We start from the raw sequence: 14,127 nt of genomic DNA, 5'->3' as shown, positions 1-14,127 counted from the left end.
GCGAGTGCGGCAGGAGGCCAACCCTATGGCAGCTACTATCGCTTGGGTGTCGGACGGCGAACAGGCCAAACCACGACGGCGCCGCAGCCGGCGTCGTGGCCGTCGTCGTGCACAAAGGGCGGCGGGGCCACCGACGGGCGATCAGGGTAAGGATGCCGAAGGCCACACCGACGGCACCGGCGACGCTCCCGTCGGCACCGCAAGTTCCGCCCCCACCCCGCGTGACCAGTCCAAGCAACGCAAGGCGCGTCCCCGTCGCCCACCGGAACGGCTCCGCACCGTTCACGAGACGTCGGCCGGCGGCCTGGTCATCGATGGAATCGACGGCCCCAAGGACACCCAGGTCGCGGCGTTGATCGGCCGGGTCGATCGGCGCGGCCGGATGCTGTGGTCCCTGCCCAAGGGGCATATCGAACTCGGCGAGACGGCCGAGCAGACCGCGATCCGCGAGGTTGCCGAGGAGACCGGTATCCGCGGTGACGTGCTGGCCGCGCTCGGCAGCATCGACTACTGGTTCGTCACCGAGGGCCGCCGGGTTCACAAGACCGTGCACCACTACCTCCTGCGCTTCCAGGGCGGCGAACTGTCCGACGATGACGTCGAGGTGACCGAGGTCGCCTGGGTCCCGGTGCGGGATCTGGCGTCCCGCCTGGCCTACGCCGACGAGCGCAAGCTCGCCGAGGTGGCCGGAGAGCTCATCGACAAGCTGCACACCGACGGGCCGGGCGCCCTGCCGCCACTGCCCCGCAGCGCGCCCCGGCGGCGTCCCCAGACCCACTCGCACGCCCGCAGTCACCGCCGCGACGAATCTGCACAACCCCAGCCCCGCCGGCGCACGAACGGATGCGGACAGGGGCCGTGACCGCCGCCCCGGCGGTGCGCCGAGGGTTCTCCCTCCTGGCGCACACAGTGGTGCTTGTGGCGGTGATGTTGTTGTTCTCGGTGTGGTCCACCGCCGCGTTGCCAGTCCTTCTGCCCCGCGCAGGCGCAAGCGAACCTGGGGCGATGCCGTTCCTCCAGATCCGCATCGACCGCGTCACCCCCAACGTCGTCACCACCACCAGCGAAACAGTGCTGACGGTCAGTGGGGCAGTGCTCAACGTCGGTGACCGGCCGGTGCGCGATGTGGACATCCGGATGGAGCACGCGCGGGCGGTGACCTCGTCGAGTCAGCTGCGCACCGACCTCACCGGCGATGTCGACCGGTTCGAGCCCGTCGCCGACTTCGTCACCGTGGCACCCGAGATGGAGCGCGGCCAATCCGTGGCCTTCACGCTGTCCTATCCGTTGCGCTCCGAAGGCCCCGGGTCGCTGCACATCAGTGAGCCCGGTGTGTACCCAGTGCTGCTGAACGTCAACGGGACACCGGATTACGGTGCTCCGGCCAAACTCGACGACGCCCGCTTCCTGCTGCCGGTCCTCGGGGTGCCGCCCGACCGGCCTGAAGGCAACGCGTCCGACTCGATGTCGGCTGCCGACACCCTCAACTCGGTGGTACCGCCCGACACCTCTCAGCCGGTGCGGATGACCCTGCTCTGGCCCCTGGCCGACCGGCCACGGCTGGCCCCGGGCGCGCCCGGCGGCACCACACCGGTGCGGTTGGTCGACGACAGCCTCGCCGCGTCCCTGGCGCCCGGCGGGCGGCTCGACACCCTGCTGTCGGCAGCCGACTTCGCCACCGGGCCGACCGTCGACTCCGGTGGCCAGCTGCGCGCCACCTTGTGTCTTGCCGTCGACCCGGATCTGCTCGTCACGGTCAATGCGATGACCGGCGGCTACGTCGTCAACGACGGACCCGACGCGGGTGCCGGCACCCCGACGCGGCCCGGCACCGGCCAGGAAGCCGCCGTCGGCTGGCTGAACCGACTGCGCGCCCTGGCCGGGCGGCTCTGCGTGGCACCGACCAACTACGCGCAGGCCGACCTGACCGCGCTGCAACGGGTCGGCGATCCGGGTTTGAGCGCGATCGCGACCAACGGCGCCGGCGACATCGTCGATCAGATCCTGGGTGTCACCTCGATCCGGGGAGCCAGCCTCCTGGGCGACGGTCCGCTCACCCGCCCCGCCCTGGACCTGCTCGCGGCCCAAGGCCAGACCGTCGCCATCTCGGCCACCCCGATCGCCGCCCAGGATTCGGCGACCGGCGCCCCCGAGACCGCCGATGTCACGCCGTTGCGGTACCGGCCCGAGGTCGTGGCGGCCGGATTCGACCCGGCGGTCGGTGCCGCCCTGGCCGGTGCGGGCACCGACCCGGTGGCACCGTCCTACCTGGACCCGTCGCTGGAGATCCCGGTCCGCCACGACTCGCAGACCGCGCGCCGCCAGGATGCACTGGGCGCGCTGCTGTGGCGGGGGCTCACGCCCACCGAGGAACCCCGGACCCAGATCCTGATGCCGCCGCTGGTGTGGTCGCTCGACGCCGACGACGCGCAGGCCATCCTGACCTCAGTGGCCACCACGATCCACGCCGGGCTGGCCGTGCCGCGCCCACTGCCCGCGGTGATCGCCGAAAGCAACGCCGTGCCGCCCGAACCCCTGCAACCCGCGCCGCCGGATTCCCTCGGCAACCCGCACAGCGGCATCGACGAGAACATCAATGCCGGTATCGGCGCGGTGATCAGCCGGCTGTGGGGGCTGACCGCCGCACTGACCACCGATGAGCGCACCGGGCTGACCGGCATGCAGTACACCGCGCCGCTGCGGGAGGACATGCTGCGGGCCCTGAGCCAATCGGTGCCGCCGGAAGCCCGCGAAGGGCTGGCCGAACAGCGGTTGCAGACCGTCAGCCGCAGTGTGAACGACATGTTCGGCGCGGTGAGGATCGTCAATCCGGGCGGGGCCTACACGCTGGCCACCGAGCGCAGCCCGCTGCCGCTGGCCCTGCGCAACGACCTGCCGGTGCCGGTACGGGTCCGGCTGCACGTCGACGCGCCGCCCGGGATGACCGTCACCGACATGGGCGAGATCGAGCTGCCGCCCGGCTATCTGCCGCTGCGGGTGCCGATCGAGGTGCACTTCACCCAGCGGGTGGCCGTCGACGTCAGCCTGCAGACCACCGACGGCCTGACGCTCGGTGAGCCCGTCCGGTTGTCGGTGCATTCCAACGCCTACGGCAAGGTGCTGTTCTTCATCACGATGTCGGCCGCGGCCGTGTTGGTGGCGCTCGCCGGACGCCGGTTGTGGCACCGCTTCCGTGGCCAGCCCGACCGTGCGGACCTCATCCCGCCCGGCGAGCACCCCGACCCGCTCGACGTCGCGATGGCATTCAACAACGACGTCAGCACCGACGATGCGTCCGCCACCCCACCTTCCCCGCCGGCGCCCGCGACGAGTCCGGACCGACCCTGATGACCTCGCCCGACCAACCTGCGGCCCGCCCACCGGGCCCGCCGCGGATTCCACATGCGACCGGCCCGATCCGCCCCGCCGGGCGCGCGGAGCTGTCCGACGCCGCGGTGGTGTCACGGTCGTGGGGCATGGCCTTCGCCACGCTGATCTCCCGCATCACCGGGTTCTTCCGGTTCGTGCTGCTCATGGCGTTGCTCGGCGGCCCGTTGACCAGTTCGTTCTCGGTGGCCAACCAGCTGCCGAACATGGTGGCCGCACTGGTGCTGGAGGCCACGTTCACGGCGATCTTCGTGCCGGTGCTGGCCCGGGCCGAACGCGACGACGCCGACGGCGGCACCGACTTCGTCCGACGGCTGGTGACCCTGGCGACCACCCTGCTGCTGATCACCACGGTGTTGTCGGTGCTGTGCGCGCCACTGCTGGTGCGGCTCATGCTGGGCAGCGATCCGCAGGTCAACAATCCGCTGACCACCGCGTTCGCCTACCTGCTGTTGCCGCAGGTGTTGTTCTACGGCCTGTCGTCGGTGTTCATGGCGATCCTCAACACCCGCAACGTGTTCGGTCCCCCGGCCTGGGCTCCGGTGCTCAACAACGTGGTGGCGATCGTGACCCTGGGCGTCTTCGTCCTGGTGCCCGGGGAGCTGTCGAGCGACCCGGTCGAGATGGGCACGGCCAAGCTGCTGGTGCTCGGTATCGGCACCACGCTCGGTGTGGTGGCGCAGGCTGCGGTGTTGTTCGCGGCGATCCGGGCCGAACGGGTCAGCCTGCGGCCGCTGTGGGGCATCGATGACCGGCTCAAGAAGTTCGGCGCCATGGCCGCCGCGATGGTCCTCTACGTTCTGATCAGCCAGATCGGCCTGATCGTCGGAAACCAGATCGCCAGCACCGCGGCTGCGTCGGGCCCGGCCATCTACAACTACACGTGGCTCGTGTTGATGCTGCCGTTCGGGATGATCGGCGTCACCGTGCTGACCGTGGTGATGCCGCGCCTGAGCCGCAACGCGGCCGCCGACAATGTCCCGGCCGTGCTCGAAGATTTCTCCCTGGCGACCCGACTGACCATGGTGACGCTCATCCCGATCGTGGCGATGATGACCGTCGGCGGGCCCGCGATCGGCAGCGCGCTGTTCGCGTACGGAAACTTCAGCGCCGCCGACGCCGGCTACCTCGGCATGGCGATCACGCTGTCGGCGTTCACGTTGATCCCCTACGCGCTGGTGCTGCTCCAGCTGCGGGTGTTCTACGCGCGGGAACGACCGTGGACCCCGATCGTGGTCATCATGGTGATCACCACCGTCAAGATCATCGGCTCGATCATCGCCCCGCATCTGACCGACAACCCCAACATGGTGGCCGGCTACCTGGGCCTGGCCAACGGCCTCGGTTTCGTGGCCGGGGCCGTGGTCGGTCATCTGCTGCTGAAAGCCCACCTGCGTCCGCACGGCGGCCGGCTGCTGCGCGACGCGGTGATCCGCACCATCCTGGTCACGATCGCGGCGTCGTTGGTCGCCAGCCTGGTGGCACATGCCGCCGACCGGCTGCTGGGGCTGGACTCGCTGACCGAGCACGCCGGCGCCGCGGGTTCCCTGCTGCGCCTGCTCGCCCTCGGCGTGATCATGGTCCCGATCATTGCCGGAGTGATGCTCGCCGCCCGGGTTCCGGAGGCACAGTCAGCGCTGGCCATGGTCCGCCGTCGGCTCGGGCGGGGGCGTCTCGCACCTCAGCCCGGGGCCGGACAGGTAGCCATGCAAACAATTACGCCGCCCGTCGGACCTCATCCGCCCACGCCCGTCACGTACCCTGATCAGAGGAATTCTTCTCCCACTGAGTGGCCGTCAAGCCCGGCAGCCGCCGGAGGCGGGACTCCGGCAGGCGTTGCCGGGGCGGGGATGTGGAAAGGATCACCGGTGACCGACGAATCTGCGGACGGCCCGGCACTGGACGCCACCTCGAGTTCCGGGATGACAACCGATACGACGAAGTTGCCGCGCCCCGCCGCCGACGAGTTCCACCCGGACGTGGCACCCGCCGCTTCGGTCACCCCATCGGACGAGGGCACCGGATCCGGCGAACCCGCCGCGAGCCGGTCGAACGGGGCGACCCGGTCGGCCACCGACTACGGCGGCGACCCGACTCGCGAGCCGATTTCGTTCGCCCCGCCGCACGAAGCCGCCCTGGAATCGGCCGACGACGATGTGCACCTCATCCCCGGCGCGACGATCGCCGAGGGCCGCTACCGGCTTCTGGTGTCCCACGGCGGGCCCCCGCACCTGCAGTTCTGGCAGGCTCTCGACACCGCGCTGGACCGCCAGGTGGCGCTCACCTTCGTCGACCCGGATGCCACCATGACCGACGCGCAGGTGCAGGAGATCCTCTCGCGCACCCTCAAACTCAGCCGCATCGACGTTCCCGGTATCGCGCGGGTGCTCGACGTGGCGCACAGCGGGTCGGGCGGCCTGATCGTCTCGGAGTGGATTCGCGGCGGCTCGCTGGCCGAGGTCGCGGATACCTCTCCCTCCCCGATCGGCGGGGCCCGCGCCATCCAGTCGCTGGCCGCTGCCGCCGAGGCCGCCCACCGCGCCGGGGTCGCCCTGTCGATCGATCACCCCAGCCGGGTGCGGGTGAGCATCGAAGGCGATGTGGCACTGGCCTTCCCGGCCACCATGCCCGACGCCACTCCTGATGACGACATCCGCGGCATCGGCGCGGCGCTGTACGCGCTGCTGGTCAACCGCTGGCCGCTGCCGGAGTCCGGGTCACGCAGCGGGCTGGAGCCTGCCGCCCTGGATCCGGCCGGACAGCCGGTCGAACCGCGCGCCGTCGACCGCGACATCCCGTTCCAGATCTCGGCGGCGGCCGCCCGTGCCGTCCAGCCCGGTGGCGGAATCCGAAGCGCTCCAACCCTTTTGAATCTGCTACAACAGGCCACCGCAATCGCCGATCGGACCGAGCTGCTGGGTTCGGTCGAGGAGACGCCCGCCCCGGCCGCCCCGGTCCGCCCGCACGAGACCCCCGAGGAACACGAAGCCGCCGAGGCCCGGCGCCGCAAGGGCGTCATCATCGGGGTGAGCGTGGGCGCCGCCATTATCCTGGTGGCGCTGCTGGTCCTGGCTTCCGTACTCAACAGCATCTTCGGCGACGTCGGCGGCGGTCTCAACCGCGACGAACTCGGCCTGAATGCGCCGTCGGCGAGCAGCGAAGAAAACCAGGACAATTCGTCGGCCGCCACCGGAAGCACGGTGAAACCCGTTCGGGCGACGGTGTTCTCACCCGAGGGTGAAGCCGATTCACCGGCTACGGCCGGCCAGGCCATCGACGGCAATGCCGGTACCGCGTGGTCCACCGACACCTATTCGGATCCCGCCCCGTTCCCCGGGTTCAAGAACGGTGTCGGCCTGATGCTGCAACTGCCGCAGCCGACCACGATCGGCTCGGTCACCCTCAACGTGACCAGCACCGGCACCTCGGTGCAGATCCGCTCGGCCCAGTCGGCCACCCCGTCATCGCTGTCGGACACCACCGAACTGGCCCCGACGACCCCGCTCAAGCCCGGCTCCAACACCATCTCGGTGAACAAGGCGTCGTCCACCTCCTACGTGCTGGTGTGGATCTCGACGCTGGGCACCGTGGACGGCAAGAGCCGCGCCGACATCTCCGAGATCACCCTCAAAGCAGCTTCCTGAGCCGTCATCCCCAGCCCGGATAGGTTCTTGACCTGGCGTTATACCAAGCCGGGCAAACAAGTGTCCGGGGCGCTACCGCACAGCGTTTAAGTTCAGCGTGTGGGAAGGTTCGGGGGAGCCGGTAAGCCGGTTACAGCGCAGCTACGGGGGCACCGGGAAGATGGGGCCGCCACGCGTTCTGATGCCGAACTGCTGACCGCCCACGTCGCCGGGGACCGTTACGCGTTCGAGGAACTCGTCCACCGGCACCACGGCCAGCTACGGCGGTTGGCGTTTCTCACCAGCCATCACCACGAGGACGCCGACGATGCCGTCCAGGACGCATTGCTGTCGGCACATCGCACGGCAGCGTCGTTCCGCCACGACTCGGCGGTCAGCAGCTGGCTGTACCGGATCGTGGTGAACGCCTGCCTGGACCGGGTGCGCCGGTCACGAAACCAACCGACCGCGTCCGAACACGAGCTCGACCTCCTCGTTCACCTACGCGACCCGGCCGGCGACCCAGCGCCCCGGGTGGCGACCACGATCGTGGTGGAGCGGGCGCTCATGCAGCTGCCGCTGGAGCAGCGCGCCGCGGTGGTGGCCGTTGACATGCAGGGCTATTCGGTGGCCGAGACGGCGCTGCTCCTCGGGGTGGCGGAGGGCACCGTGAAGAGCCGGTGTTCCCGCGCCAGGCACAAGCTGGCCGGCCTGCTCCAGTACTTTGAAGCCGATGAACGGCAGCACACCCCGAGTGCCGTCGGACGGTCCGATTCCTGCTGAGCTGCTCGCCGACCTGCAGGCCGGGTTGCTCGACGACGACACCGCCGCGCTCATCCGCCGACGTGTGCGCACCGACCCGCTGGCCGGACCGGACGCCAGGAACGCCCTGGCCGCCCTGGATCGGGTGCGCCGCGATCTGGCCGAGTTGGGCAAGGACACCGCCTCGGCTCCCCCGGTGCCTGCCGAGGTGAGTGCCCGGCTGTCCGAGGCACTGCGGGCCGAGCCGGCCCCGCACGCACCCTCCACTCGCCGCTGGAAGTCGATCGCCGCCGTCACGGGGGCGGGTGCGGCCGTGGTGGCCGTCGTGGTGGGAGCGATTGTCCTGGTGCGCCCGACGGGCCACGCCACTTCGACGATGACCAGCCTCGGCCGGATCACCGTCTCACCGCCGCGTGCCGCGATCGGTCTGTCCGAATCCCAGATCCAGGGGCTGCTGTCGGTCCCGCCCGATCTGGGACCGCTGACCGACCCGCAACGCCGCGACGGCTGCCTTTCGGCACTGGGCTACCCCGTCGGCGTCAAGGTTCTCGGCGCTCGCCCGATGGACGTGGCCGGTCGTCGCGGTGTGCTGGTGCTGGTGCCCCCCAAGGCACCAGGCACGTCCACCACCATCGACGCCGTGGTCCTCGCCGCGGACTGCGACGCCGCTCACGCCGGGTCGCTGGCCGACACCGTGGTGAAACGCCCGGTGACACGTCCGTAGGCTGTCCTGCGAGCCAGCTGGGAACACATCCGGCCTAGGCTGACGTTGCAATCCGTGCCGAGTACGGCAGAAAGGCCTACATGTCCTCCTCAGCGACGGTCCACGACGTCATCATCATCGGTTCCGGCCCCGCCGGTTACACCGCAGCGATCTATGCTGCCCGCGCCCAGCTCAAGCCGCTGGTGTTCGAGGGCACGCAGTTCGGCGGCGCGCTGATGACCACCACCGAGGTGGAGAACTACCCCGGGTTCCGTGAAGGCATCACCGGCCCCGAACTGATGGACGAGATGCGCGAGCAGGCCCTGCGCTTCGGTGCGGATCTGCGCATGGAGGACGTCGACGCCGTCGACCTCACCGGCCCGGTGAAATCGGTCACCGTCGGTGACGAGACCCACCAGGCGCGGTCGGTGATCCTGGCCATGGGTGCCGCCGCGCGGCACCTCGGTGTGCCCGGCGAGGAAGCCCTGACCGGCATGGGTGTCAGCACCTGCGCCACCTGCGACGGCTTCTTCTTCCGCGACGAGGACATCATCGTGGTCGGCGGTGGCGACTCGGCGATGGAAGAAGCGACGTTCCTCACCCGGTTCGCACGTTCGGTGACCCTGATCCACCGTCGCGACGAGTTCCGCGCCTCCAAGATCATGCTGGAGCGGGCCCGGGCCAACGAGAAGATCACCTTCCTGACGAACACCGAGATCACCCAGATCGAGGGCGATCCCAAGGTGACCGGTGTGCGGCTGCGTGACACCGTCACGGGCGAGGAGTCCAAGCTCGAGGTGACCGGTGTGTTCGTGGCGATCGGCCACGACCCCCGCTCGGAACTCGTGCGCGGCCAGATCGACCTCGACGATGAGGGCTACGTGAACGTGGTCGGCCGTACCACCGCGACCACGCTCGACGGGGTGTTCGCCGCGGGCGACCTCGTCGACCACACCTACCGCCAGGCCATCACCGCTGCGGGCAGCGGCTGTTCGGCCGCCATCGACACCGAGCGCTGGCTCGCCGACAACGACTGACCCCCAATAGTTTTCGACCCGACAGGAGATCTCCATGAGTGCGGATAGCGCAACAGTAACGGTCACCGACGCTTCGTTCTCCGACGACGTCCTGACCAGCAGCACACCGGTACTGGTGGATTTCTGGGCCACCTGGTGCGGGCCGTGCAAGATGGTGGCCCCGGTACTCGAGGAGATCGCGGGCGAAAAGGCCGGCGAATTGCGGGTCGCCAAGATCGACGTGGACGCCAACCCGGCCACCGCGCGCGACTTCCAGGTGGTGTCCATCCCGACGCTGATCCTGTTCAAGGACGGCGCACCGGTGAAGCGCATCGTGGGCGCGAAGGGTAAGGCCGCCCTGCTGCGGGAACTTGCCGACGCACTCTGAGTTCACACACACCACACACACCCCGGATACGCCTGGCGTTTTCCGGATTGTGGCCGAAATCTGAGACAATGCTGGCTAGCTAGACCGGCAGATGGCCGGACACCAGCATGGAGGGGCCGAATGTCGAGTCTGCGTCGCGGTGACCGTGGCGGAGCAGTCACCGAGATCCGGGCAGCCTTGGCCGCGTTAGGTCTGATCGACAACCCTGACGCCGACCTGAGCACCGGCAGACATGTTGCGCTCGACGCATTCGATGACGAGCTCGACAGCGCCGTCCGGGCATTTCAGCAGCACCGGGGCTTGTTGGTGGACGGAATCGTCGGTGAGGCGACCTATCGCGCCCTGCGCGAGGCCTCCTACCGGCTCGGTGCCCGCACCCTGACCCACCAGTTCGGTGCGCCCATGTACGGCGACGACGTGGCGACCCTGCAGGCCCGCCTGCAGGACCTCGGTTTTTATACCGGCATGGTCGACGGGCATTTCGGCCTGCAGACCCACAACGGGTTGTCCTCCTACCAGCGTGAGTACGGGCTGTACCCCGACGGTATTTGTGGACCGGAAACATTGCGCTCGTTGTATTTCCTGGGTTCGCGGGTGACCGGTGGGTCGCCGCACGCGATCCGGGAAGAAGAGCTGGTGCGACGCTCCGGCCCCCAGCTGTCAGGTAAGCACGTCATCATCGATCCAGGCCGCGGCGGCTCCGATCACGGGATGATCATGAACGGGCCCGACGGCCCGATCAGCGAAGCAGACATCTTGTGGGACTTGGCAAGTCGGCTGGAAGGCCGGATGACCGCGATCGGCATGGAGACGTTCATCTCACGGCCGGCCAACCGCAGCCCACTGGACGCCGAACGTGCCGCCACCGCCAACCGGGTCGGTGCGGATCTGATGATCAGTCTGCGCTGTGAGAGTCAGCGCTCCCCCTCCGCAAATGGCGTGGCCTCGTTCCACTTCGGGAATTCCCATGGTTCGGTGTCGACCATTGGTCGCAACCTGGCCGACTTCATTCAGCGGGAAGTGGTGGCCCGCACCGGATTACGTGACTGCAGGTCCCACGGCCGAACCTGGGACCTGCTTCGCCTGACCCGGATGCCTACCGTCGAGGTGGACATCGGCTACATCACCAATCCCCACGATCGCGGGCTCCTGCTGTCCACCCACACTCGTGACGCGATCGCCGAGGGCATCCTGGCAGCGGTCAAGCGCCTGTATCTGTTGGGCAAGAATGACCGTCCGACTGGCACTTTCACCTTCGCCGAGCTGCTGGCTCACGAGCTGTCGGTCGAGCAGCAAGCGGGCCGCGGCGCGTGAGCGCCAATTCTGCTTGAGCGCGTGAGCGCTAGCTCAGTTTGAGCGTCTGGGCGGCCAATTCTGCCTCAGCTCGTGCGCGCTACCACCCAATGGTTGTTTCGTCATGTGACACGTCACATCTGGCGCCCCCACCGCTACAGAGGGTCGAAACGGCCGGGTATTCACCGCAAGTCAGCCAGCGGCCCGTTCGGATCCAGGCGGCCCTTGCCGACGGTCGTTGGGCAGTGAGCCGCGGAGATCCCCGGCTGGTACCGGGGCCGTGCCAGCCTCACGGGTGATCTGCGTGTAGGTCGCCACGGCGTCAATGGCCACCCGCTTCAATGCCGGGTCACCTAGTGCATCGACCGCGTACCGACCGAAACCTGCCCGGTAGCCTCCCCGGGATGCGACGGGTCGACCGCCGCTGCGGCCGCCAACGCCAACGGCACCGTCCCCGAACCCAAGTGTCCACCGCAGTCTGCGTCAGCGATTCACCGGGATCGACATCGACATCCGAATTCCGGTACCACTCTTCGAATTTCGCGTGATCGTCACGCTGGATCTCGGTGAGCAGGAGATCGCGCGTCGGGAAACAGTGCATCAAGCCGCATCGACGCCCCGGTCTCGCCGTCGCATTCCAGTATTCGTGAGTGCGTCCGCCTTGATCTCTACGCGCTTGGCCGCACCCGTGACGCGTACCTGCCCCACGGAAGGCATGATCACAAGCTGAGGCTCCATCGTGGGGCCTTCCAACCGCCCATCTCCGAAAGCGCCAGCAGCCGGCACGATCTCCAGATGACGGTCTACGTCAGACGATCCTGTGGGCCAACACTTTTGGCCCCGACACCGACACCGACGCCGGACATCCCGGCACCGATCGGCAGCTCGATCCGAGCATTCTCCAAGAGTCGCTCGAGCGCGGCTTCGACTTCCGCCTTCCAGCCGAGTCCCTTGTCGAGTTCCAGGCGCAGCCGCGGGAAGTACGGGTGCGGGGCCACCACCGTGAAGCCCACGTCTTCGAGAAAATCGGATGTCAGCATGCACTCATCGACCGAGCAGTCCCCCAGCACCGCCACCGCCGCGGACAACTCGTCGGGAAGCTTGTTGCAGTCGGTCATTTCAGTCAAGGCCGAGGTATAGCCGAACGCCTCCAGCGCCCGAACGCCTCGCCGTACCAGATCGTTGACCACGGCGGCCAGCAGACTCTGCGACAACAGGCCGCGGTCTTCGGCGCACTCGACACCGATCGCGGTCAACAGAATCGCGTCAGCGCTCACCGGAGCAGTCGGAAACAGTCGCGCCCGCGGTACCGCACCCGGGGGCGCATAGAACGCAAAGCCGAGGCATGGATCGTCCACCACGGCTGGAGCGGTCCAGTCATCCCCTCCGGCCGGCATCCCCAACCCAGCCACATCGGATGGAACGACCAGATCGATCTCCGCTTCGGAGCCGGTGCCTGACCCAGCACCTGGCTCCCCCTCCGGTATGTCCGCGCGAGCCGTGACCGCAAGCTGACCGCACGACCCCCACTCGAGCATCACCATCGAGAGCCAGGCTTCTTTTTCGAATTCGGGATCAGTCAGATGGTCATCACCGACGGTGGACGGATCGACTTCCCAGAACACACAGCGCCGCGCATGCTTGGGCAACTGCTCGAAGCCCTCGAGCCGAAGCGGTGTTATTCGTGCTGTCACTGAGGTCCCTGGCTTTCACACTTTGTGCGTGGCTGCCCTTCAAGGATAGGAGAGTTCGCGGGAGTCCGTCCATTGCGCCCTGAAAATCTCATCGAGTTCCGCCTCCGAAGTGAAATGCTATGCCGCACAGATGCTTTGCGCTATATGGCACTCGCAGCCGCGGGCTCTGATCACTGATGTGTCACAGTGACGGAACAACCTGGTGTCGTTGGTCGTGGGTCCTCAGTGGTCTTCGGCGCTCATAATTTCGACAATGCGCTGTAGGTCGTCGACCGACCCGAACTCGACCACGATCTTGCCTTTTCGTTTGCCGAGACTCACGGTGACCCGGGTATCGAAGGCCGACGAGAGCCGTTCAGCAACGTCCTGAAGACCCGGCATCTGGATCGGCTTACGCCGCGGGGTCGGCGGCGCGGTGTTGCCGTCGCGGTTGGCCAGTGTCACGGCCTCCTCAGTGGCGCGCACCGACATACCCTCGGCGATGATGCGAGCGGCCAACTCTTCCTGCTTCTCCGCTCCCCCCTCCAGGGCGAGCAGTGCGCGCGCGTGGCCGGCGGACAGCACTCCGGCTGCTACGCGCCGCTGCACGGCGATCGGAAGACGCAGCAGCCGGATCATGTTGGAGATCAGTGGCCGCGAGCGACCGATTCGGGCGGCGAGTTCATCGTGGGTGACTTCGAATTCGTCGAGCAGCTGTTGGTAGGCGGCGGCCTCTTCCAACGGGTTGAGCTGTACCCGGTGGATGTTCTCCAGCAGCGCATCGCGCAACATGTTGTCGTCACCGGTCTCGCGGACGATCGCCGGGATGGCCTCAAGACCAGCCTGCTGGGCGGCTCGCCAGCGCCGCTCCCCCATCACCAGCTGGTAGTGGGATTCACCGTTCTCCTCAACGGCGCGGACGACGATCGGCTGCATCAATCCGAACTCGCGGATGGAATGCACCAGCTCGCTCAGCGCCTCCTCGTCGAACACCTGGCGGGGCTGACGCGGATTCGGCTGGATCAGGCTGGGATCGATCTCGCGGTACGTCGCGCCCACGTCACTGACGAGGATCGGGTCGGACCCATCGGGCGCTAGGGACGTCGTGGGTGTCCCCATGCCGGACGGTGGGCCGAGCAGAACGTCGGCTGCAGTTGCGCCGATCTTGGGGCTCAGGACGTCGGTACCGTCCTCAGCGGGACCGGTCGGAATGAGGGCTGCTAGTCCCCTGCCCAAGCCACTCCGCTTCCGTGCCGGCTGATTCATGGTCGTCTCCTGCTCA

At 68.2% G+C, this 14,127-nt stretch carries 10 protein-coding genes and 2 pseudogenes; 8 read left to right on the top strand and 4 right to left on the bottom strand.

Annotated features, from left to right (window positions below; translation table 11 throughout):
- Window positions 1–46 precede the first annotated feature (46 nt).
- The 8 genes from AB0I14_RS13915 to AB0I14_RS13880 all read left to right on the top strand — a co-directional run bounded on the left by AB0I14_RS13915 (window position 47) and on the right by AB0I14_RS13880 (window position 11,193).
- Window positions 47–862, top strand: a complete 816-nt coding sequence (locus AB0I14_RS13915; RefSeq protein WP_358021855.1) for an NUDIX hydrolase — start codon at window positions 47–49, stop codon at window positions 860–862.
- A complete protein-coding gene (locus tag AB0I14_RS13910; RefSeq protein ID WP_358021852.1) occupies window positions 859–3,348 on the top strand; it encodes a DUF6049 family protein in 2,490 nt (829 codons plus the stop codon). Before AB0I14_RS13915 ends, AB0I14_RS13910 begins: the two co-directional genes overlap by 4 nt.
- The gene (locus AB0I14_RS13905) at window positions 3,348–7,031 is read left to right on the top strand and encodes a murein biosynthesis integral membrane protein MurJ (protein WP_358021849.1); all 3,684 of its coding nucleotides are present in this window, start codon (window positions 3,348–3,350) and stop codon (window positions 7,029–7,031) included. The genes AB0I14_RS13910 and AB0I14_RS13905 overlap by 1 nt, the downstream gene beginning before the upstream one ends.
- Window positions 7,032–7,220: 189 nt before the next feature.
- On the top strand, window positions 7,221–7,793 hold the full coding sequence (gene sigM / locus AB0I14_RS13900) for an RNA polymerase sigma factor SigM (protein ID WP_358022818.1): 573 nt from the start codon (window positions 7,221–7,223) through the stop codon (window positions 7,791–7,793).
- Window positions 7,744–8,496 (top strand): hypothetical protein, encoded by a 753-nt coding sequence (locus tag AB0I14_RS13895; protein WP_358021846.1) that lies wholly within the window; start codon window positions 7,744–7,746, stop codon window positions 8,494–8,496. The genes sigM and AB0I14_RS13895 overlap by 50 nt, the downstream gene beginning before the upstream one ends.
- An 80-nt stretch (window positions 8,497–8,576) precedes the next feature.
- Entirely contained in the window at window positions 8,577–9,512 is a 936-nt protein-coding gene (gene trxB, locus AB0I14_RS13890) for a thioredoxin-disulfide reductase (RefSeq protein WP_358021843.1), read from the top strand.
- Between the two features lie 28 nt (window positions 9,513–9,540).
- Entirely contained in the window at window positions 9,541–9,879 is a 339-nt protein-coding gene (gene trxA / locus AB0I14_RS13885) for a thioredoxin (RefSeq protein WP_358022815.1), read from the top strand.
- 120 nt (window positions 9,880–9,999) lie between these two features.
- Window positions 10,000–11,193, top strand: coding sequence for an N-acetylmuramoyl-L-alanine amidase (locus AB0I14_RS13880; protein WP_358021840.1), 1,194 nt, complete (start codon window positions 10,000–10,002; stop codon window positions 11,191–11,193).
- 161 nt (window positions 11,194–11,354) lie between these two features.
- Here AB0I14_RS13880 and AB0I14_RS13875 read toward each other — a convergent pair.
- From AB0I14_RS13875 to AB0I14_RS13860, 4 genes and pseudogenes are all read right to left on the bottom strand, one after another.
- A pseudogene (locus AB0I14_RS13875) lies at window positions 11,355–11,571 on the bottom strand (glycoside hydrolase family 1 protein); the annotation flags it as partial.
- Window positions 11,563–11,889 (bottom strand): annotated as a pseudogene (locus AB0I14_RS13870) (TetR/AcrR family transcriptional regulator); the annotation flags it as partial. The pseudogenes AB0I14_RS13875 and AB0I14_RS13870, both read right to left, overlap by 9 nt.
- A gap of 86 nt (window positions 11,890–11,975) precedes the next feature.
- Window positions 11,976–12,866 carry an acetyltransferase gene (locus AB0I14_RS13865; protein WP_358021837.1) on the bottom strand — a complete coding sequence of 297 codons (891 nt, stop codon included), beginning with the start codon at window positions 12,864–12,866 and terminating at the stop codon, window positions 11,976–11,978.
- Window positions 12,867–13,088: 222 nt separating this feature from the next.
- A complete protein-coding gene (locus tag AB0I14_RS13860) occupies window positions 13,089–14,111 on the bottom strand; it encodes a ParB/RepB/Spo0J family partition protein (protein ID WP_358021834.1) in 1,023 nt (340 codons plus the stop codon).
- Window positions 14,112–14,127: the final 16 nt, after the last annotated feature.

Source organism: Mycobacterium sp. NPDC050441 (genome assembly GCF_040655355.1).
GTDB lineage: Bacteria > Actinomycetota > Actinomycetes > Mycobacteriales > Mycobacteriaceae > Mycobacterium.
The sequence above is the reverse complement of the archived record's forward strand: the minus strand, read 5'-3'. Positions and strand labels throughout refer to the sequence as shown.